We start from the raw sequence: 19,606 nt of genomic DNA, 5'->3' as shown, positions 1-19,606 counted from the left end.
TTATAGAGAGGTTTGTTCTCATAAAATGAAGCGTTAGGATTTGCGCTGAGCGTTCACAATAAAAAGGAATAACATCTATGGATGAAGTTACATGCCAAGAGACGTATCAAGGAAATCACTTACAGAAGCGTTTTTCCGTCTCGCAAAGGGTCTCAATTGAGCCGCTCAACACGAAACACGCGTCCGCTTTACTAGAGGTTGTGAACACTCACCGAAAGAGCCTTGAGGGTTATCTACCTTGGACGGATTCTGTCACGAATCATAGAGAGGCCGTGAACTACATTTCCCAGCGAGTGAACAGTAACGCGCTGGATTCCCACTGGTGTGCAATTTATTTTGATGAGCAACTTACGGGTGTTATTGGCATTAAAGGTGTGGATTCACATACACGTGTTACTGAAATTGGCTACTGGCTTGCCAACAATGGACGAGGCCATCGTGTGATTGATCAAGTACTCGCAGTATTGATCCCTTTTTTGAAGCAGAAAGGGCACGCACAATTCATTCAGTTCCATTGTATGGAAGATAACATCGCTAGCATCAATATTGCTGAGCGTGCAGGCGCCACATTAAAAGAATACGTTGATCATGAGTTCGATATGCTTGACCGCTCTCAACGACTAGGCATTTATGAACTACGTTTGATGTAGTATCCACCCCAGAGATATTTTAATCAGAGTTCGAACTCTAACTTCACGAGCGCTACAATAGTAACATTGTTGCGCTCGTGTTAACTTGGGGCGTCATTGGTAGAAACTAGGCTAGGAGAAGCATCATGAACGCAATCACAGAGGTTGAAGTAGATAACTTGTTACAGCAAAGCCTCGAACGCTTAAAAGTGGCATATGCAGCCGAGCCTTATCCTAGTGTGGATGAACGTAAACAGCGCCTCGTTTTGTTAAAAAAATCGCTGCTTGAGAACAAACAAGCTCTGGTTGAAGCGTTAAGTGACGATTTTGGCTATCGCTCAGAATTTGATACCGCTATGACCGACGTTTTGCCAACGGTCTCGCATATTAATTATACCCTCAAGCGACTAAAAAAATGGTGCAAACCCAGCAAGCGCGAATCCGGCTTATTGCTTGCACCTTCTAAAGTCACCGTTCAGTATCAACCGTTAGGTGTCGTCGGGATCATTTCACCGTGGAACTTTCCTGTGATTTTGAGCCTTGCGCCTTTAGTGACAGCATTGGCTGCTGGCAACCGCGTGATGATGAAGCTCAGCGAATTTACGCCAAAAACCAATAAAGTCATCATCGATATTTGCCGTGGGTTGTCTGAGTATGTCGAAGTTTTTGAGGGTGAAGCAGACGTCGCACAAGCATTCAGCCAACTGCCATTCGATCACCTTTTGTTCACGGGTTCTACGAGTGTTGGTCGCGCAGTGGCAAAAGCGGCAGCGGAAAACCTTACCCCGGTGACGTTAGAGTTGGGTGGAAAGTCCCCGGTGATCATTGCAAAAGATGCAGACATGAAGAAAGCCGTTGATGCTATCTTGTTTGGTAAATGCATTAATGCAGGCCAGATTTGTGTCGCGCCTGACTACGCATTTGTACCGCAAGAACGTGTCGAAGAGTTCATTTCGCTATTCTTAAAACGTTTTGAAAAGCTCTATTTAAAATCCAACAAGAATCAAAAGCTGACCCATATTGTCAACCAACGACAATATGATCGTTTGACTGCGCTACTTGAGGATGCAAAAGCGCAAGGTGCTAACCTTCACACTGTTGAAGCGTCGCCCCAAGAGGAACGACTTCTGTATCCTCATTTGGTCACGGATGTGTCGCCGAATATGCGAATCATGCAAGAGGAGATCTTCGGGCCATTTCTACCTGTTAAGCCCTACAATGCGGTTGATGAAGCGATTGATTACATTAATCAGCGCCAAAGACCACTTGCGCTGTATGTTATGTCGGACGACAAATCGACCATCAAACAGATCGTGCGCAACACACACAGTGGCGGCGTCGGCATTAACGACACGGTATTACACGTTGGCGCTGAAGATGCGCCTTTCGGTGGCATTGGTCAATCGGGCATTGGTCATTATCACGGAGTGGAAGGATTCAGAACCTTTAGCCATGCGAAAACCGTACTCCACACGCCGAAATGGCTGCCAAGGACGGGGGCTTTAATGCGTCGCAGAGCAATGGCGATAAAAGCGATTCAAAAGATTTTTGTTCGATAGTGATTGGATTGATAAAAAACCGCCCAAACGGGCGGTTTTTTGGTTTCTATGCGTTCTAAATTGCGGATTACCAAAGGCCGAGAAGCTTCCACCACGCACCGCCAACAAAAACAAAGATTGGAATGACGATGAGTGAGAAGATAAACCCGATTTTCCACCAGTTTTGCAGAGTGTGGAAACCAGCACCAAACAAGATTGGCGCAGGGCCAGACGAGTAATGCGTGGTTGACATATACAAGTTGCTGAAAATACCAAGAACAATCGCAGCAAGCATCGGAGGCGCGCCAGCAGAGATCGCAATTGCCAGGAACGCGGAGTACATCGCACTGATGTGTGCCATTGCACTCGCCATCAAATAGTGGCTGTAGTAGTAAACCAAAAGAAGCACGACGATGGTTGTCACCCAGCCAAAGCCGGACAGTGACTCGGCCATAGACTCGCTGAACCAGCTGATGAATCCGAGTTTGTTAAGTTGCGCAGCCATCATTACCAATACAGCGAACCAAGTTATGGTGTGCCATGCTTCTTTTTCGCCAAGAACGGCGTCCCATGTGATGGTGTGAGTGAGAAGCAAGAAAACTAACCCAAGTAAAGCCGTAACCGTTGCATGAATGCCTAATGTTGGGCCCAATACCCAAAGTGAAACCATACCGATAAAAGTGATACAAACCATCAGCTCGTCACGCGTCATTTGGCCCATTTCAGCCAGCTTTTGACGCGCAATTTCACGCATTTCTGGCGTCTTTTTTAGCTCTGGTGGAAACACCATGTACATCACGAGTGGGATGAGGAACAAACACAACAAACCAGGGACGATCGCCGCGGTTGCCCAGCCAGCCCATGTGATTTCAACGCCTTGTTCTTTTGCGAAGTTAGCGGCGAGTGGGTTACCTGCCATAGAGGTTAGGAACATCGCACAAGTAATCGCGTTACATTGGAAGATACATTGCACCAAAAATGCGCCGATTCGGTTCTCAGTACCTTTTTCTGGGTCGGAATCATAAGCACTCGCAACCGAGCGAAATAGCGGAGAAATAATACCGCCACAACGTGCTGTGGTACTTGGGGTTGCAGGTGCAAACAGCAAATCAGTCAACACTAAGCCGTAAGCAAGGCCTAATGAGTTGTGACCAAGTTTAGAGATAAACCAGTATCCGACGCGTCGACCAAAGCCGGTGGTAATAAAACCGCGAGAGATAAAGAACGCAGCTGCAATCATCCAAATCGTTGGGTGAGCGAAGCCAGTCAGTGCGGTTTTGATTGGTAGTACGCCAAGCAGTGTCGCGAGCGTCAAACCCATCAAGGCCATCGCGCCAAGAGGAAGTGGGGCGAGGATCAAGCTTAGTACGGTGGTGACGAAAATCGCCATCATTTGCCAAGCTTGATCGGTGAGTCCTTCCGGGGTTGGGATAAACCATAAGATGCAGCCTATCGCGACCAGTAGGAGCATTTTTATTTGGGAACTATTCATACATCCATCTCCAAGTTATTTTTCTTCATCATAGGGTTTGGAAATGGCAAAAAACTGAGAGAAATCAATTTCATCAACGACGTACTTGAGCTCTTTATCAATTTGCATGTCACGACAAAATCTGTTTGAAAAATAATTGAGAATAAACGCATTAAATTAATAAAAGTCATAAAAATTACCACTGAGATCCGCGTCAAAATTCATGGTGAGAGGCCCTAAGTCGAATAAGGAATTGCGGTAAGCTTAGGGCAAGTCATTTCTTGGAATCCTATCGTGCCGTTTGCTTCCTTTTCTTTTACTAAACAACTGGCGGTATTGCTCAGTGGTGTAATGCTATTGGGCATGTTGAGTTGGTGGAGTTACAGTGCTCATCAGTTGGACGACATCCTCACTCATCAAATCAGCCTGCGTGCTCAAGTTCAGTCGCAGCAGCTCTCGCAATTGTCCAGCCTTATCGCCGCTGTTGGGGCTGGTAGCGCAAGCAAAACGTCAGAAATCATCAATGCGGTTCAGGCGGTGAGTGATGCGGACTTTATCACCGTGAGTGATCGCGCAGGAATTCGGCTGGCACATCCTGTCGCTGAACGCGTTGGTTTGCCTGTGCTGGGAGGTGACATTGAAAGAGCGCTGGAAAACGGCGAGTCCTACCTTTCTTATGGCGTGGGATCTTTAGGGCCATCGGTTCGTTACATATCTCCCATTTTTTCCAATGAAGGCGATGTGATTGGCATGATCAAAGTTGGCTATTTGATTGATACTTTGGATCTCTGGACAAGCGAACGGTTATTGCCCTTGATATCGTTCGGAATCATTGCCGTCGGTATTTGTATTTGGTTGTCTTGGAAGTTTTCTCGCTATGTTCGAACTCAAATGCAAGAGTTAGAACCTTGGCAGCTTAAGCAGGCATTAAAAACGCATCAAGGCGTGCTGCAAGCGACGTATGAAGGATTGGTCGCGATAAACTCCGAGGGAAGTTTGTATCTTATTAATGATTCCGCTCGCGCTATGCTCAACTATCATCAAGAGCTTGGTAACGTATTTACCTATGGGATAGATAACCCAGAAAGTTTTTCGCTGAAAGGTGACGATTACATTAATGGATTGATTCGCGTGAATGGCAAAAACTTGGTGATGAACCGAGTTACGCTTCGTACGTCGACAGGTGAGCCTTATGGCGCAGTGTTTAGCTTGCGTGACCAAAATGAGATGCACGTACTCTCGGAGAAAATCAGTCAGGTGACGCAGTACATGGAGAACATGCGCGTTGCGCGTCACGAGTATCAAAATAAGCTTTCGACTATCTCGGGCCTCTTACAAATGGGGGCTTACGATAAAGCGCTTTCAGTTTGTTTGTCGCAAGCGAAAGCCAGTCAATCACAACTGGATTCGCTACATGCGCTGAATAGCAGACCGGCCTTGTCAGCCTTGATTTTGGCAAAGGCGAGCAAAGCCAACGAACTGGGTGTGGCACTGAGCATTGACTGCCAAAGTGATTTGAGCGCGCTGTCTCGCCGTTTGTCAGAAGAACAATTGTGTGGGTTGATTGGCAATTTAGCTCAAAACGCTTTGGAAGCGGTGAAAGGACGAGAGAACGGTCATGTACACATCGGTATTTCAGAATCGGCCTGCGAGTACACCATTCAGGTTTCGAACAATGGCCCGCTGATCGAGAGTGAATTTGATGCGTTGTGCGAATTGGGCTTTACCACTAAGCAAAACAAAGCCGATCATGGAGTAGGCATGTACCTTGTACGTTCCATCGTTGAGCAAGGCAATGGGCATATGGAGTTGGACAGTGACGAGCAAGAAACCGCGTTTACGATCTATTTCCCCAAGGAGTTAGGATGATAAAAGTAGTCATAGTGGAAGATGATCCCAACATTGCAGAGCTTCATCACCATTTCATTGAGCAAGTGGAACAATATCAAGTCGTCGGTATTGCTGGTAGTATTCACATTGCCCAGCAGCTAGTGACGCATACTAAGCCGGATTTGGTCATCGTCGACAACTACTTGCCAGACGGGCAAGGTGTCGAGCTGGTTTATCAATGGTTAGAGAGCGACCAGAAACCAGAATGCATTTTGGTCACGGCGGCCAATGACGCATCTACGGTTCAAAAAGCCCATCGTTTCGGTGCATTTGATTACTTAGTCAAGCCCGTTGATTACTCAAGACTAACCGAAAGCTTGCTTCGTTTCGCAAAGGTTAAAAGCCATATGCGTAGCCAAGAGAGTTTTCGACAGTCGCAGCTTGATGATTTGTTCCATCTTGGAAAAGGCACGCCAACGGATTTGGCTGGTTTAGATCCTTTTATGTTCCGTCAGGTGGTGGATCTGTTTACGCACGTGCATGTCGAGCACACCGCATTGAGTGTGTCGGAAAGCTTAACCATCAGTAAGAGCACGGCGCGTCGTTATTTGGATAAAGCCGTTGGACACGGTGAGTTGGTGGCATTTTTAGAACACGGGAAAGTAGGGCGACCGACTCGGGTTTATCGCAATAAGTTAGTCTCAGAAAGCTAAGTGTTTGAGATAAAGCACAAAGAAAGGCTCTTGTTGAAAGAGCCTTTTTCACGAAATGTCGACATATTTTGGCAAGTTTAATGCAGAACTTCACTGCTGAATCTTAAGTATTTGCAGTCGTTCATCAAATCTTTAAATGCCTTTCTATCCAGCTTAATCAGAGTTTCATGATCGCCAGCTTCAAGGTAGACATGTTCCAAATTTGCTAATCTTTCATCGCAAACTGTCGACATGTGGTAAGGACTACCAATCGGTGGAATAGCGCCGTGTTCACAATCGGTGAAGAGTCGGTAAACCATACGCTCTTTCACCAAGTGGAAGGTGGCATTAAATTCGTCGTTTAATCTCGACAAACTGATTTTGTTGTTGGCAGGTAAGACCGCCATCATATGACGCCCTTCATGATCCTCTAGAATCACACCTTTTGCGATATTCATTAAAGGCACACCTGCTGCAACACCACTTTGTAGCGAGCTATGACTGTGGCTGTGATTCACGGTTTGAAAGTGAATGTTATGCTCAGTCAAATATTCATCTAATCGGGTTGCAATCGTCATATAGCCTCCACGTGTATGAGACCCATAAAAAGTATAGGTTAGTCGGGCGACAATCGCGCATTTTACTCGGCGACACTGACGCTCTTTACGCTCCTGTTCTACGCTTATTGCAAGCCAGCGAGAAAGCATGGTTAACAATAATAAATAGGGGGCAACATGAGCAAGCCAATCATCGCTGATAACAAGCCGATCAAAGTAGAGTTGAAAGCTGGGCAAGAATATTACTTCTGCCGATGTGGGCGTTCTAAAAATCAACCTTACTGCGATGGGTCTCATTCGGGAACCGGCTTAAAGCCAATGAGCTTTAGTGCGGAAAAAGACGAAGATGCCTATCTCTGCCAATGTAAGCATACCGCCAATGCTCCTTTTTGTGATGGTACACACAAGCGATTTACCGCAGAGCAAGTCGGTAAAGAGGGACCGGAACAAAAGCGAGAGAAAAGAGACAAACCAACGGCGTCTGCTACTCAAGAAGAACCAACCCTCGAGTTTATCCACCAATTAGCGAGAGAAGGACTCTCTAAACTCGGTCATCATGGTCCGATGGCTGCAATGGGGGTTCCTAGGCATTTGCTACCACATTGGGATGCTATACAAATCATGGTGGCGCAAATGGCGACACAACCGTTGTTGGAAGACGTTCCTGTGTCTACCGAGTTGATTGTGGGACCAAACGCGCGTAAGCCGCTCAGACTCGCCATTCCTTTGTTGGTGTCGGACATGAGTTTTGGCGCACTTTCTGAAGAGGCGAAAATTGCACTAGCAAAAGGTGCAGAGTTGGCAGGGACTGGGATTTGCTCTGGTGAGGGTGGCATGTTACCGGAAGAGCAAGCCGCCAATTCACGGTATTTCTATGAGCTTGCTAGTGCTCAATTTGGCTACGACGAATCTAAGCTTCTTAATGTTCAGGCGTTTCACTTCAAAGGCGGGCAAGGAGCAAAAACGGGCACGGGTGGTCATCTGCCTGCAAATAAAAATGTAGGTAAGATCTCTCAGGTGAGGGGCATCCCCGAGGGACAACCAGCGATATCACCACCAACGTTCAAAGATCTTCACACTACTCACGATGTCAGAAAGTTTGCTAACAGAGTTCGTGGCATCACAGGCGGTATTCCAATTGGATTTAAACTCAGTGCCAACCATATTGAGCAAGACATCCAGTTTGCGCTTGATGCTGGGGCTGATTATATCATCTTAGATGGTCGCGGTGGTGGCACGGGTGCGGCGCCAACTATGTTCCGTGATCATATTAGTGTACCCACCATCCCTGCATTAGCTCGTGCACGTAAGTACTTAGATGAAAAAGGCGTAAGTGACCGTGTCACATTAATCATCACCGGTGGGTTGCGAGTTCCTACGGATTTTGTCAAAGCGTTGGCACTTGGAGCAGACGGAGTAGCGATAGCAAACAGTGCGATGCAATCGATCGGTTGTGTCGCGGCTCGCATCTGCAACACCAATAATTGCCCGGCAGGCATTGCGACACAAAATGCCGATTTGAGGCAGCGTCTCGACGTCGAAAAGTCATCCCAGCAACTGAAAAATTTCTTCGAATCTTCGGTTGAGCTCATGAAAGTCATGGCGAGGGCGTGTGGTCATCACGCTCTGAATGAATTTAGTCATCATGATTTAGCTACCTGGGATCACAACATGGCGAGGCTGTCTGGGATTAAGTATTCAGGTATGGACTTAAACTGATCTCTATCCATATTTTCTGCATATAGGTACATGTTTGATAACAATTATTTATTCGCTGAAATGTTTGAAATTTTGACTTGGCGTTAACTAAAAAAACAGTGTATGAACTACGCTGTTTGAGGTGGATATTCGATTTATTGAATAACAAAGAGTGGTTACCACAACCACGACACGAAGGAGCATTATATGAGCAAAGCAAACGGCGGTTCGGTAGGTAAATGTCCAGTTATGCATGGTGGGCAAACATCTACAGATAAGTCGGTGATGGATTGGTGGCCGAATGCCTTGAACTTAGACATCCTGCATCAACAGGACTCCAAAACCAACCCATTTGGTCAGGACTTTAATTACAAAGAAGAACTGAAAAAGCTAGATGTCGAAGCACTTAAAAAAGATTTAAAAGATTTAATGACTGATAGCCAAGACTGGTGGCCTGCCGACTGGGGACACTACGGTGGTTTAATGATCCGAATGGCATGGCATGCAGCGGGCAGTTATCGTATTGCGGATGGCCGTGGCGGTGCTGCTACAGGCAACCAACGCTTTGCTCCTCTCAACTCTTGGCCAGATAACGCCAACCTCGATAAGGCTCGACGCCTTTTATGGCCAATCAAGAAAAAATATGGCAACAAACTAAGTTGGGCAGACCTGATTGTCCTTGCCGGTAACATGGCGTACGAATCCATGGGCTTTAAGACCTTTGGCTTTGCGTTTGGACGAGAGGACATTTGGCACCCAGAAAAAGACACTTACTGGGGGTCTGAGCAAGAATGGTTAGCCACAAGTGACGCTGATAACAGCCGCTACTCTGGTGAGCGAGATTTAGAAAACCCGCTTGCTGCGGTAATGATGGGTCTTATCTATGTGAACCCTGAAGGGGTAGACGGTAACCCAGATCCTCTCAAAACAGCACATGACATGCGCGTGACCTTTGCGCGAATGGCAATGAACGATGAAGAAACCGTCGCGCTCACAGCTGGTGGTCACACGGTGGGTAAGTGTCATGGTAATGGTGATGCCGCAAACCTTGGCCCAGAGCCCGAAGCAGCAGACGTTCATGAGCAAGGTCTTGGCTGGATTAACCACAAAACACGTGGTATTGGTCGTGACACGGTAACGAGTGGCATTGAAGGTGCTTGGACAACACACCCTACACAATGGGACTACGGATACTTCCACCTACTATTTAAGTATGACTGGGAACTGAAAAAGAGCCCAGCTGGCGCATGGCAATGGGAGCCAATCGACATTGAAGAACAAGACAAGCCTGTCGATGTTGAAGACGGTTCTAAGCGCTACAATCCAATCATGACCGACGCCGATATGGCGCTCAAAATGGACCCTGAATATCGTAAGATTGCAGAAAAGTTCCAAAATGACCCTGCGTACTTTGATGACGTTTTTGCTCGTGCCTGGTTTAAGTTGACACACCGCGATCTAGGACCAAAATCATGTTATTTCGGCCCTGATGTGCCAAGCGAAGATCTTATTTGGCAAGACCCAACGCCCGCAGGTAAGACAGACTACGATGTTGATTTAGTAAAAACAAAAATCGAAGCAAGTGGCCTATCCATTAGTGAGTTAGTAAGTACGGCGTGGGATAGTGCACGTACTTACCGTGGCTCTGACCGCCGAGGCGGTGCAAATGGCGCGAGAATTCGCTTGGCTCCGCAAAAAGATTGGCAAGGGAACGAACCTGAACGTCTAAGACGTGTTCTTGCGGTGTTAGAAAAAATAGCAGCAGAAGAGGGCTGTAGTGTTGCAGATGCTATCGTGCTTGCTGGTAACGTAGGTATTGAACTGGCTGCGCGTGCCGCAGGTCATGATGTTTCCGTACCATTCGCGCCAGGCCGAGGTGATGCCACCCAAGAGATGACGGATGTGGAATCGTTCGAAGTACTTGAGCCTGTTGCTGACGGTTTCCGAAATTGGTTGAAGAAAGACTACGCGGTTAAGCCAGAAGAGCTTTTATTAGATCGTGCTCAGCTTATGGGGCTAACGGCGCCAGAAATGACGGTACTTATCGGTGGTATGCGCGTTCTAGGCAGTAACTACGGCGGTGGAAAAGAGGGCGTATTTACTGACCGAGTAGGCACTTTGTCGAATGATTTCTTCGTGAACCTTACTGACATGGCATATACGTGGAAACCAGTGAGTGCTAATCAATATGAAATCCGTGATCGTAAAACCGACGCTGTAAAGTGGACGGCTACTCGAGTGGATCTTGTCTTTGGTTCAAACTCGATCCTGCGTTCGTATGCGGAAGTGTATGCGCAAGATGATAATCAGGAAAAATTCATCCATGACTTCATCGCCGCATGGACGAAAGTCATGAACGCGGATCGTTTTGACTTGCAATAAGTGAAACGATACCCGTCGGTAAATGGGTTGATGAATAAGTAAGAGAGGCGGGCGAAAAGCTCGCCTTTTTCTTTACCTATCTTTTTACTTTGATTGTTACTTTGATTGAAAATTAAGCTCATTTGAACCATAATAACCGGACCATATGAACCACAGGAGCTTGATATGGCAACTGCAGCATTAAAAAGCTTCAAACCGAAACAACCTCATAAAGCCAATTTCTGGTTTATGTTGGGTATTGAAGACGCTGAAACAGGTCGCACTGATGCGGTTCACAAAGGCTTTGAGCCAAAGGTGTATCGCAATATTGTTGAGCGTGTGAAGCTTTCTCAGAGTGAGTTTCAAAACGTCACATTGATACCTGTTAGCACGATCAAGCGTCGTCTAAAAAACGATGAGCGCTTCAATACGCAAGAAAGTGATGCAATCTATCGATTAGCGATGTTATTGAAACTCGCGACAGAACTGTTTGACGACGAAGAGCGCGCGTTAAAATGGATGAGAGAGAATGTGTATGGCTTAGGTGGAAAACGTCCACTTGATATGGTCTCGACCACGGTGGATTTTGAAATCGTAAAAGATTTGATCGGCCGTTTAGAGCACGGGGTATTCTCGTAATATGAAGCTCTATCGTCTCACACAAAAGAAATTTGCTGACACGCCATTCAGCCCCGTTGGCGCAAAGTTATTTGGAGGGCGATGGAACTCAAAAGGAACCGAAGCCCTCTACTTCTCTGAATCGGAATCCCTTTGCTCGTTGGAAGTGTTTGTGCACGTAAACAACGATCCTGCTATCACCAAACTTTACGATTTATATCGTATTGAAATGCCAGAATACCTCATCGCCACCTTAGATGAAGAAGATCTCCCTGTGACGTGGCGAGCAATACCGGCGAGCGAGTCTACGCAGTACATTGGTGATCAGTTTCTCAATGATCCTCATCCAGAGTTTGCCGCGCTGCAAGTGCCTTCAACGATTTCACCTCGTGATAAAAACTACGTGGTGAATCCAAATCATCCCAAAATGAAAGAGATCATCAAGAAAGCCGAAAAGCTCGATTTCGCGTTTGATCCGCGCATTTTCAAATAGACGCCTAGCTTTGTCTTGCTTTAAAGCATTCAGCGCTTACCTGAGATAAGCGCTGAAGCATAAAAGTTTATTTCCTTGGTTATTGTCGGTCGTAAGTGAACTGTTGCGCTTCATTTGTAGTGTTGAGGTAATGCCCAAGCACCAACTCAGCACCTTTGTAAGATAAATGGCTGTCATCCGTATACATCGCATTGTTTGCTCCAACTTTCATTCGACATACGCCATTCCTGCAAATGGCATCGGTCAAGTCGACAAACTCAACGTGCTCAAATTGCTCAAAGTAGTTCACTAACTTCGCCACGTTTCGAGGGTGATGTTGTTTGGGAGAAAAGTCGCAGGCAGACTCTTCTGTCTCGCCAAACAAACGCGCTTTCCAAAGGCATTCTCCTACCGCAAACGGTGCAGAAGGGGTTGGACCGAAAACGACCACTTCCTTTCCTTTCAGTTCATTCAATAATTTGGTTAATGATGCTTCATAATCGGCTTGTGAAAGCTCTTTATTGAAGTTAGAAGAGATAACAACGCGACGAATGGAAGGGGTACTTAGAATGGTATCGACAGCCTCATTAAAGAACTGTCGGCAAGGAACTGAGCCAGCACCTTTGATGGTGTCGACATAACCGACCGCACAGGAATCTTGAGTAAGTTGCACCACGCCAGTTGGTGTTACTTCGGATAGACGCTTCACGTAAACCATGCTGTGACTATTGCCTAACACAGCGATGGCGGGCTGCGGCGCAGACGAGCACACATCGTTAACGTTGGTGTTGCCGTTGCAATCTAAACCATAACCGTTGTTAACGCGCATGGCCTCGAAAAATGCGCTTCTTTCTGGAAAACCACCGTTCTGATGACCGATAACGCCGAGCGTTAGCAAGGGCAACGTCAACAACACAATAACCGCGGACGCAGTGCGCATGCTCATGGCTTTTCGGCTGCGGAACGGCTTTTCAACAAAGCGCCAAGTGAAGTAAGACAGTATAAAAAGAGCGGCAATGTAAATCGGGATATTGACGTCTTGAGTTGAGTCCAGCATGTAGCGGTAAAACACAAATAGCGGAATATGCCACAAGTATAAGCTGTAGCTGATTAAGCCGACGAACACGACCCATTTTAGGCTCAGCAATTTACCGCAGACATTGTCTTTAGAGGCAAACAAAATCACTAACGCGCTACCGATGACTGGCACCAGCAAAGTGATACCCGCGCCATCTTGCGATTTTTCAAACAAAAGTGCAGAGGCCAATATCAAAACGATGCCAATGGTTGCTAGAGTATCGTTAGATTGAACTTGGGTTTTTCTCATTACTAATGCGAGTAATGAACCGGTTGCCAGCTCCCAAGCACGAGAGAAGATCATGTAGAAGGCGAAATCTGGATCGTTGCTCGCATAAACAATAGTCATCAAACTCAGCGCAAATACCGCGATGAAAAAAGTCAGGTAAAACGCGTTTTTGCCACGAGCGAGTAGCATGAGTAGCAAAGGAATGACAATGTAGTATTGTTCTTCAACGCCCAAGCTCCAGGTGTGAAATAGCGGATTGGCTTGATCTTCTAAACCGAAGTAATTGTGGCCTTTTAAATACAGAAGAATGTTGGATGAGGAAAGAATGGAAGACACTGCAAACTGACCAACGTCTTTGTGTGCTTGCGGCAAAAATAGCCACCAAGACATCAAATAGCTGACGGCGATCACCACCAGTAAGAGGGGGAGTATGCGACGAATGCGTCGCTCATAAAAATCACCAAGGCTGAACTTCTGGTTTTCTAAGTCGTTAATCACGATGGTGGTGATCAAATAGCCGCTGATCACAAAAAACACGTCGACGCCAATAAAGCCACCAGCGAATTGCTCAACTCCTGCATGAAACAAAATCACCAACGTGACAGCAATCGCCCTTAATCCATCTACTTCTGCTCTGTAAGTCATATCGTGTTGCTCCAACATTCCGTTTAATGAAGTAGAGCAAAATATGAACCAGAAATAATGTTTATTTAAATCAGTGCCTTAAAGTGATTTTCAAAATGAAAATGCTAGGTGGGTTAACGAATTCCCAAATTGAATTTCAATATGGAAACCCCATAAAGAATGATCTTAAGAAGCGCTAAATCAAAGAACGTAAAGCGCGAGGCACTTAGACTTCATTGAAAATGATTACGCTAAAGAAACGATGACAGAGAATACGATTCAGGAAAAAATTGCCAGCTTTACTTGTATCGAAGAGGCTTTGAATTACTTCGACATCGAGTTTGATAGCCGATTTATCGAAAACAATCGAACCGAGTTGGTTAAGAGGTTTAACGGCTACTTAATCCTCACTAAACCGGATGATTGGTTTTCAGGTCGTCGTGCTTTAAAGAGTGCTTACTGTAAAGTACAACGCAGTTTGCTCAGTAAAACGACGCGCTCTGCGTGCCGAGGTTGTACATCTTGTCAAAGACGTTAATTCTGGTGGCTTGCCTAAAAAGAACCCTGCATCTTGGCGTTACAGGGGGAAGAGCAAGGTTCTTTTGGGTTAGCTATTGGTTTGTCGTGAGTTGCGAATCAGCTTTACGTAGATGAATTAACCCGCGTGGTACGCAGGGTAGTCCACTAAGCCTTTTTCACCGCCGCCGAACAATGTGGCAGGGTCATGTTCTGCCAGTGGATAGCCATGCTTGATGCGGCTTGGTAAGTCTGGGTTTGCAACAAACGGACGGCCAAAGCCAATCATGTCAGCTAAACCACTTTCGATCGCGTGTTGTGCCTTTTCATCGTTGTAACGACCGGCATAAATCAGTGTACCTTTGTACGCCTCACGAACTGCGGTTTTAAAGTTGTGCGGAGTGTCTGGCGCGTCGTCCCAATCCACTTCAGCAATGTGAATGTAAACCACATTGAGTTTATCAAGCAGCGCTGCAGCGGCGGTGTAGGTTTCGACTGGCGTACTATCAACGGTGCCATTTAACGAAGTGAATGGTGCAAGACGAACACCAACACGCTCAGCGCCAATAGCTTGCGTCATCGCTTCTATCACTTCACCAAGAAAACGCAGACGGTTTTCAATAGAGCCACCGTATTCATCGGTGCGGTTATTCGCTTCAGAATCGATAAACTGGTTAACCAAGTAGCCATTCGCTGCATGAAGCTCGATACCATCGAATCCGGCTTCTATCGCGTTTAGTGCGGCTTGGCGGTACTCTTCAATAACGTTCTTGATGTCTTGTTTGGTCATTTCACGTGGCACAACCACGTCGACAAAACCCGGTTCGTCTGTGCCGTTATTGACAAATACTTTCACGTTTTCTGCTTTTAGCGCAGAAGAAGAAATAGGTTGCTCACCGCCAATGTTATCAGGGTGAGTCACGCGACCAACGTGCCATAATTGCGCGAAGATAACGCCGCCTTTCTCGTGCACTGCATCAGTTACTTTTTTCCAGCCAGCAATTTGCTCTGGGCTGTAAATGCCTGGTGTCCATGCATAGCCTTGACCCATTGGCGAAATTTGTGTGCCTTCAGCAACGATTAGGCCCGCTTCAGCACGTTGAGCATAGTAGGTCGCCATCATGTCGTTAGCGATATTACCTGGTTGAGAAGCACGAGAGCGCGTCATCGGAGGCATAACGATACGGTTTTTTAATGAGAGAGAGCCAAGTTGAATGGGTTGAAATAATGCGTCTGTCATAGGAAACCTCGTTATTCTTGAGTTTGGATGAGTTCGATTTGGTAACCATCGGGATCTTTAATGAACGCGATGTGAGTTTCTCCGCCTTTCATTGGACCTGGCTCGCGAGTAACGTTGCCACCAAGCGCTTTGATTTTTTCGCAAGCGGCGTAAATATCTTCAGACCCCAGTGCCATGTGTCCGAATGCATTACCCAAGTCGTAACTGTCGGTATCCCAGTTATAAGTTAGCTCGATGGTCGCGCCATCTGGTTGATCAGGGTTACCAACAAACACCAGTGAGTAACGGTATTCTTGGTTTTCAAAACGATCCAAAACACTCATTCCCAGAACTTTTGTATAAAATTCGATAGATTTGTCTAGGTCAGCTACACGGATCATCGTGTGGAGAAACTTCATAAGTCGCCTTTTCATAACGTTGCGTAATCACTATGCAAACCATATCGCCACTCTAAATGAACTGGAAATTATCGTTAATTATTAAAATGATTATTTAGTGTTATGAAAAGCGAGGTTGCTGGCCCTGCAACATGCAAACAAAGATTACTCGCCGTTTCTTTTTAATTGTTGGCATATGCTAATTACTCTTTTGAGAAACCGAGTAACTATCATGTCCACAAACAGCTACTGTCATTACACTCACGAATCTCATCATCAATGTGCGGTTTGTTCTTCAATTAATGTGAATCCGAACTCTTTGGCCGTGAACTACCAATACCTAGCCGATGGTTCTGTTGTCGGAGAGTTTCACGTTTTACCGCGTCATCAAGGTTACACAGACCTGTTGCATGGTGGTATTGCCAGTTCGCTTCTCGATGGTGCAATGACGCATTGTTTGTTATCTAGAGACATTCAAGCCCTTACGGCGCAGTTGGATGTGCGCTACCATGCACCTATTCAGTTAGATGATCGAGTCACGATTACTGCACACTGTGAAGGTGAACGACGCGGTATATATCAACTTGTGGCTCAATTACGGGTCAATAGCGAAGTTAGAGTGACGGCTAAAGGGAAGTTTATTCGTCCTAAAAAGGCATAAATAAAAACGTGTTCTACGGAGAGGCAATGAAGAAATTTGATGAGCTGTATGTAATTGCGACGAGAAAATCTCAATATGACCAAACCAATACTTGGTTTAAAGGCGTAGAGACTTATCTGGAGGCCATTGGCAAAGAAGTTGATGAAGTCCGCGAAGAGATTCGTGAGGATCGCCTTTGTCATTTGGAAGACGAGTTAGGCGATGTGTTGTGGAACTATCTTAACGTATTAAAAGCGCTGGAAAGAGAAAAGGGTATAGATCCTGAGAAAGTACTCGAAAGAGCCTGCAACAAATACGATCAGCGTGTATCTGCGATTGAGTCGGGACGCAGTTGGGATGAGGTTAAACAGCAGCAGAAACAAGCCTTGAACGCAGAGCATGAAGCCGCGCAGTTAGAAGATGTAAAGAGCCAATAACTGCGCTTGGTATTGAAAGGATAGGTTAATAGGGAATACCTAGTCAGCCCTTGGAGCTGTTGACCAACAGTAGGTCACAAGGTGGTTGATCAAGTAACGTGTCTACAGTGCTGCCAGACCAAAATTGAGATGACATGCTTCGTTTACATGCCCCCATAATCAAAATCGCTGCTTGTGATTGCTTAACTGCTTTTGGTAACGCCGTTTCAGGGTTTCCTTCTGGCAGCAGTAGTGGTACTCGAGTTAACTTTTGCGCAGTAATAAAGTCCGTAATGCCTGCTTTTTGGTTGCTTAATATCTCTGCACGATAGCGAGAGAGGTATGGCGCGACGTATCGGCAGTAAACGAGCGTCATTTTCCCGCTTAAGGTTTGTTCTAATTTTGAGCCTCGCGAGACGATGGCTTTATCTACTATCGACTTTTCATCCCCTCGATGAAGTGGGTCGATTGCACAAAGCATGTTGGCGTGAGAAGGCCATGAACGCTCACTCAGTAGCAACAAGTCGCAATCTTGTTGTGCTAGTTCTGTGAGCATCGTTTGAATCTCGTGTTTGTTAAAGTGTCCCACGAGCAGTAAGTCAGTGTGGTCAACAAGCCGTTTCGTAACTTGCTCAACCCAATGACTCCCTTTGAAATGCTCGTAAGAGAGCGTTGGCGTTTCAAGCTCTTCTTCTTCACAAAGTTCGACAATTAATGCGTTGAACTTTAAGGTCCAAGCTTCAAACTCAGCTTGTCTTTTTTCTATATGGTCAGAGTTGAAACTGAGAAAATGAGCGAATGCGTGATCTTCACTTCGGCGATGGTCTTCCACTAAAACTACAATAGGCTGAGCCAGCGCTGTCGAAAATTGAATCACTTTACGAAGCACCTTACGACTTGGTAAGGCGGCCTGCTGAGTCAGAAAAAATACAGGTGCCATTGATTACTCCATTATCAAACAAGGCGAATGAGCCTGACACACATTCAAGTCTATACCATGAACTGATGCAGAGGCGTTTTGTTTCTGCGAGCGAAATATAAATTCCGCAATTAAGTCAACTATCGCCTAGAATTTTAACATCAAGAATTCATGCCTTCGGATAGCACATATCGTCAATGCGGCGAATGTGGTAGTGAAAGCTATAGGTAAAAGTAATGATAGATTCCAACCAATTGCAAATTAACCGCAAAGTGCCACATTTGCTTGCTGAGATCATTAAAGCGATAGAATCGACCGAAGACTTGAGCTTTTTGAAAGACTATCAAGAAGCACAGATTGCGAACATTTTGGAATCGGTCAACATTGCTTACCGTAAACGTGTCATAGAAGCAGTGCCGCCTGAGAAGTATTGGACGGTATTAAATTTGCTCCGATACGACACCGCCAAGCACATTCATCAATCACTCAATAAAGACTTACAACATGAACGCTTGGCGTACATAACTGATTCTGAACTGATCATCTTTGCGGACTTTCTACCGACCGAATTTGTAGATGAATACCTTATTGATCAAAGTGAAGAGTCTGTCGCGCATATCCAACAAGCATTGTCGTATGAAGACAACAAAGTTGGACGTTATGCCGAGCCTCACTTTCTGGTCGCAAACCCTAAAAACAGCGTAGGAGGCATCAAAACCGAGCTGCTAAAACGTGGGCAAAGTCCAGTGCGGTTGATTATTGTGCGTGATGCAAGTGGTGTGATTGGTACGATAGAGCCGCAAACCCTGTTGCTGCACGAAAATCATATCAAACTTACCGACTTGACCGTAGTTACGCCAATTCTAGAAGATATTCAAACGATTCAAAGCGTCAGCAAACAAGTCTCGATTGATGGTGGAGCACATTGGTTTCCTATCATGGCTGGTGGCAAAATTATGGGCGTCTTGTCGATGGCGACCATCGCGATTACCTTGCGTGAACTCAGCCTACAAGCTGTAGTGGCAGAAAACGTACGAAGCGAAGAAGATTTGTTTACACCATTAAGCGTGGCTACAAGGCTAAGAGCACTTTGGTTGGTGATTAACTTGCTGACCGCTTTCGTAGCCTCCGCCATCATTGGGCTTTTTGATAATGTGGTCGAGCAAGTCGTTGCGCTTGCTATCTTAATGCCCGTTGTGGCGAGTATGGGCGGCATCGCAGGTAGCCAAACCTTAGCGGTGGCCATTCGGGGTATCGCATTGAACCACTTGCACCAAAGTAACTTGAAGCTATTGGTGAATAAGGAATTAAAAATCGCCACCATTAATGGCTTGATCATGGGATTAGTCATCGCGGGTGTCGTCTACATGGTGTTTGACTCTTGGCCATTGGCGCTTATTATCTGTTGTGCAATTTTCCTCAATAGTTTGGCGGCCGCGGCATCGGGTACGTTGATACCATTCACGTTGAAGAAGTTTAACATTGACCCCGCCGTGGCTGGCTCGGTAGTATTAACAACCGTTACCGATGTCGTCGGTTTCTTTGCGTTCTTAGGCTTAGGTGCCATTTTCTTGATATAGAAAGCCAATTGACGTGTTAACCATCAGAACCAATCGCACCACTTCCCAACCGAGTATTTTGGGCGAGCTTGCTTCGCTCAGCATTCCTCCGTTTTCCATAACCGATGAACACGCCGTTTAAG

18 protein-coding genes are annotated in these 19,606 nt (G+C 46.0%); 12 read left to right on the top strand and 6 right to left on the bottom strand.

The annotated features are described in order from the left end of the window. The first annotated feature begins 77 nt into the window (after positions 1-77). Both L3V37_RS10815 and L3V37_RS10810 read left to right on the top strand, forming a co-directional pair. The gene (locus tag L3V37_RS10815; RefSeq protein ID WP_237306303.1) at positions 78-650 is read left to right on the top strand and encodes a GNAT family N-acetyltransferase; all 573 of its coding nucleotides are present in this window, start codon (positions 78-80) and stop codon (positions 648-650) included. Between the two features lie 125 nt (positions 651-775). Then, on the top strand, positions 776-2,188 hold the full coding sequence (locus L3V37_RS10810) for a coniferyl aldehyde dehydrogenase (protein WP_237306302.1): 1,413 nt from the start codon (positions 776-778) through the stop codon (positions 2,186-2,188). A 67-nt stretch (positions 2,189-2,255) separates the two neighbouring features. Here the strand turns inward: L3V37_RS10810 and L3V37_RS10805 are convergent, their stop codons facing one another. Continuing rightward, a complete protein-coding gene (locus L3V37_RS10805; RefSeq protein ID WP_237306301.1) occupies positions 2,256-3,659 on the bottom strand; it encodes an anion permease in 1,404 nt (467 codons plus the stop codon). 273 nt (positions 3,660-3,932) lie between these two features. Between L3V37_RS10805 and L3V37_RS10800 the strand changes: the two genes are divergently transcribed. Further along, positions 3,933-5,507 carry a sensor histidine kinase gene (locus L3V37_RS10800; RefSeq protein ID WP_237306300.1) on the top strand — a complete coding sequence of 525 codons (1,575 nt, stop codon included), beginning with the start codon at positions 3,933-3,935 and terminating at the stop codon, positions 5,505-5,507. Continuing rightward, on the top strand, positions 5,504-6,181 hold the full coding sequence (locus L3V37_RS10795) for a response regulator (protein ID WP_130545335.1): 678 nt from the start codon (positions 5,504-5,506) through the stop codon (positions 6,179-6,181). Before L3V37_RS10800 ends, L3V37_RS10795 begins: the two co-directional genes overlap by 4 nt. Before the next feature lie 77 nt (positions 6,182-6,258). Here L3V37_RS10795 and L3V37_RS10790 read toward each other — a convergent pair whose 3' ends face one another. Next, entirely contained in the window at positions 6,259-6,738 is a 480-nt protein-coding gene (locus L3V37_RS10790; RefSeq protein WP_005486498.1) for an aminoacyl-tRNA deacylase, read from the bottom strand. A gap of 156 nt (positions 6,739-6,894) precedes the next feature. Between L3V37_RS10790 and L3V37_RS10785 the strand changes: the two genes are divergently transcribed. The 4 genes from L3V37_RS10785 to L3V37_RS10770 all read left to right on the top strand — a co-directional run bounded on the left by L3V37_RS10785 (position 6,895) and on the right by L3V37_RS10770 (position 11,887). Continuing rightward, complete coding sequence (locus L3V37_RS10785; protein ID WP_237306299.1) at positions 6,895-8,436, top strand: glutamate synthase-related protein; 1,542 nt, start codon at positions 6,895-6,897, stop codon at positions 8,434-8,436. Between the two features lie 186 nt (positions 8,437-8,622). Further along, positions 8,623-10,797 carry a catalase/peroxidase HPI gene (katG, locus tag L3V37_RS10780; RefSeq protein ID WP_237306298.1) on the top strand — a complete coding sequence of 725 codons (2,175 nt, stop codon included), beginning with the start codon at positions 8,623-8,625 and terminating at the stop codon, positions 10,795-10,797. A 165-nt stretch (positions 10,798-10,962) separates the two neighbouring features. Beyond that, entirely contained in the window at positions 10,963-11,415 is a 453-nt protein-coding gene (locus L3V37_RS10775) for an antitoxin Xre/MbcA/ParS toxin-binding domain-containing protein (protein ID WP_017820987.1), read from the top strand. A gap of 1 nt (position 11,416) precedes the next feature. Continuing rightward, positions 11,417-11,887 carry an RES family NAD+ phosphorylase gene (locus tag L3V37_RS10770; protein WP_005376497.1) on the top strand — a complete coding sequence of 157 codons (471 nt, stop codon included), beginning with the start codon at positions 11,417-11,419 and terminating at the stop codon, positions 11,885-11,887. A 79-nt stretch (positions 11,888-11,966) separates the two neighbouring features. Here the strand turns inward: L3V37_RS10770 and L3V37_RS10765 are convergent, their stop codons facing one another. Continuing rightward, entirely contained in the window at positions 11,967-13,817 is a 1,851-nt protein-coding gene (locus tag L3V37_RS10765; RefSeq protein ID WP_237306297.1) for an acyltransferase family protein, read from the bottom strand. A 241-nt stretch (positions 13,818-14,058) separates the two neighbouring features. Here L3V37_RS10765 and L3V37_RS10760 point away from each other — a divergent pair, with 241 nt between their 5' ends. Then, on the top strand, positions 14,059-14,334 hold the full coding sequence (locus L3V37_RS10760) for a nitrogenase-stabilizing/protective protein NifW (RefSeq protein WP_237306296.1): 276 nt from the start codon (positions 14,059-14,061) through the stop codon (positions 14,332-14,334). A gap of 117 nt (positions 14,335-14,451) precedes the next feature. Here the strand turns inward: L3V37_RS10760 and L3V37_RS10755 are convergent, their stop codons facing one another. Together L3V37_RS10755 and gloA are read right to left on the bottom strand one after the other, a co-directional pair. Beyond that, positions 14,452-15,552: an alkene reductase gene (locus tag L3V37_RS10755; RefSeq protein WP_237306295.1), complete on the bottom strand. Its 1,101-nt coding sequence runs from the start codon at positions 15,550-15,552 to the stop codon at positions 14,452-14,454. Between the two features lie 11 nt (positions 15,553-15,563). Next, the gene (gene gloA / locus L3V37_RS10750) at positions 15,564-15,950 is read right to left on the bottom strand and encodes a lactoylglutathione lyase (protein WP_237306294.1); all 387 of its coding nucleotides are present in this window, start codon (positions 15,948-15,950) and stop codon (positions 15,564-15,566) included. A gap of 211 nt (positions 15,951-16,161) precedes the next feature. Between gloA and L3V37_RS10745 the strand changes: the two genes are divergently transcribed. Together L3V37_RS10745 and L3V37_RS10740 are read left to right on the top strand one after the other, a co-directional pair. Further along, entirely contained in the window at positions 16,162-16,590 is a 429-nt protein-coding gene (locus L3V37_RS10745) for a PaaI family thioesterase (RefSeq protein ID WP_017820983.1), read from the top strand. Between the two features lie 26 nt (positions 16,591-16,616). Then, positions 16,617-17,006, top strand: coding sequence for a MazG nucleotide pyrophosphohydrolase domain-containing protein (locus L3V37_RS10740; RefSeq protein ID WP_237306293.1), 390 nt, complete (start codon positions 16,617-16,619; stop codon positions 17,004-17,006). Positions 17,007-17,049: 43 nt separating this feature from the next. Here L3V37_RS10740 and L3V37_RS10735 read toward each other — a convergent pair whose 3' ends face one another. Next, positions 17,050-17,925, bottom strand: coding sequence for a universal stress protein (locus tag L3V37_RS10735; protein ID WP_170896960.1), 876 nt, complete (start codon positions 17,923-17,925; stop codon positions 17,050-17,052). 215 nt (positions 17,926-18,140) lie between these two features. Here L3V37_RS10735 and L3V37_RS10730 point away from each other — a divergent pair, with 215 nt between their 5' ends. Then, positions 18,141-19,484 (top strand): magnesium transporter, encoded by a 1,344-nt coding sequence (locus L3V37_RS10730; protein ID WP_033906508.1) that lies wholly within the window; start codon positions 18,141-18,143, stop codon positions 19,482-19,484. The last annotated feature ends 122 nt before the right edge of the window (positions 19,485-19,606 follow it).

It is taken from the genome of Vibrio sp. D54 (assembly GCF_021728075.1).
GTDB lineage: Bacteria > Pseudomonadota > Gammaproteobacteria > Enterobacterales > Vibrionaceae > Vibrio > Vibrio alginolyticus.
Note: the sequence above shows the minus strand (reverse complement) of the source record. Positions and strands in the feature narration are given on the sequence as shown.

What these genes read in the sequence shown, in the direction of transcription:
- L3V37_RS10815 (WP_237306303.1), top strand. Translation starts at nt 78, where the DNA reads ATGGATGAAGTTACATGCCAAGAGACGTATCAAGGAAATCACTTACAG.
- L3V37_RS10810 (WP_237306302.1), top strand. Translation starts at nt 776, where the DNA reads ATGAACGCAATCACAGAGGTTGAAGTAGATAACTTGTTACAGCAAAGC.
- L3V37_RS10805 (WP_237306301.1), bottom strand. Translation starts at nt 3,659, where the DNA reads ATGAATAGTTCCCAAATAAAAATGCTCCTACTGGTCGCGATAGGCTGC.
- L3V37_RS10795 (WP_130545335.1), top strand. Translation starts at nt 5,504, where the DNA reads ATGATAAAAGTAGTCATAGTGGAAGATGATCCCAACATTGCAGAGCTT.
- L3V37_RS10790 (WP_005486498.1), bottom strand. Translation starts at nt 6,738, where the DNA reads ATGACGATTGCAACCCGATTAGATGAATATTTGACTGAGCATAACATT.
- L3V37_RS10785 (WP_237306299.1), top strand. Translation starts at nt 6,895, where the DNA reads ATGAGCAAGCCAATCATCGCTGATAACAAGCCGATCAAAGTAGAGTTG.
- katG (WP_237306298.1), top strand. Translation starts at nt 8,623, where the DNA reads ATGAGCAAAGCAAACGGCGGTTCGGTAGGTAAATGTCCAGTTATGCAT.
- L3V37_RS10775 (WP_017820987.1), top strand. Translation starts at nt 10,963, where the DNA reads ATGGCAACTGCAGCATTAAAAAGCTTCAAACCGAAACAACCTCATAAA.
- L3V37_RS10770 (WP_005376497.1), top strand. Translation starts at nt 11,417, where the DNA reads ATGAAGCTCTATCGTCTCACACAAAAGAAATTTGCTGACACGCCATTC.
- L3V37_RS10765 (WP_237306297.1), bottom strand. Translation starts at nt 13,817, where the DNA reads ATGACTTACAGAGCAGAAGTAGATGGATTAAGGGCGATTGCTGTCACG.
- L3V37_RS10760 (WP_237306296.1), top strand. Translation starts at nt 14,059, where the DNA reads ATGACAGAGAATACGATTCAGGAAAAAATTGCCAGCTTTACTTGTATC.
- L3V37_RS10755 (WP_237306295.1), bottom strand. Translation starts at nt 15,552, where the DNA reads ATGACAGACGCATTATTTCAACCCATTCAACTTGGCTCTCTCTCATTA.
- gloA (WP_237306294.1), bottom strand. Translation starts at nt 15,950, where the DNA reads ATGAAGTTTCTCCACACGATGATCCGTGTAGCTGACCTAGACAAATCT.
- L3V37_RS10745 (WP_017820983.1), top strand. Translation starts at nt 16,162, where the DNA reads ATGTCCACAAACAGCTACTGTCATTACACTCACGAATCTCATCATCAA.
- L3V37_RS10740 (WP_237306293.1), top strand. Translation starts at nt 16,617, where the DNA reads ATGAAGAAATTTGATGAGCTGTATGTAATTGCGACGAGAAAATCTCAA.
- L3V37_RS10735 (WP_170896960.1), bottom strand. Translation starts at nt 17,925, where the DNA reads ATGGCACCTGTATTTTTTCTGACTCAGCAGGCCGCCTTACCAAGTCGT.
- L3V37_RS10730 (WP_033906508.1), top strand. Translation starts at nt 18,141, where the DNA reads ATGATAGATTCCAACCAATTGCAAATTAACCGCAAAGTGCCACATTTG.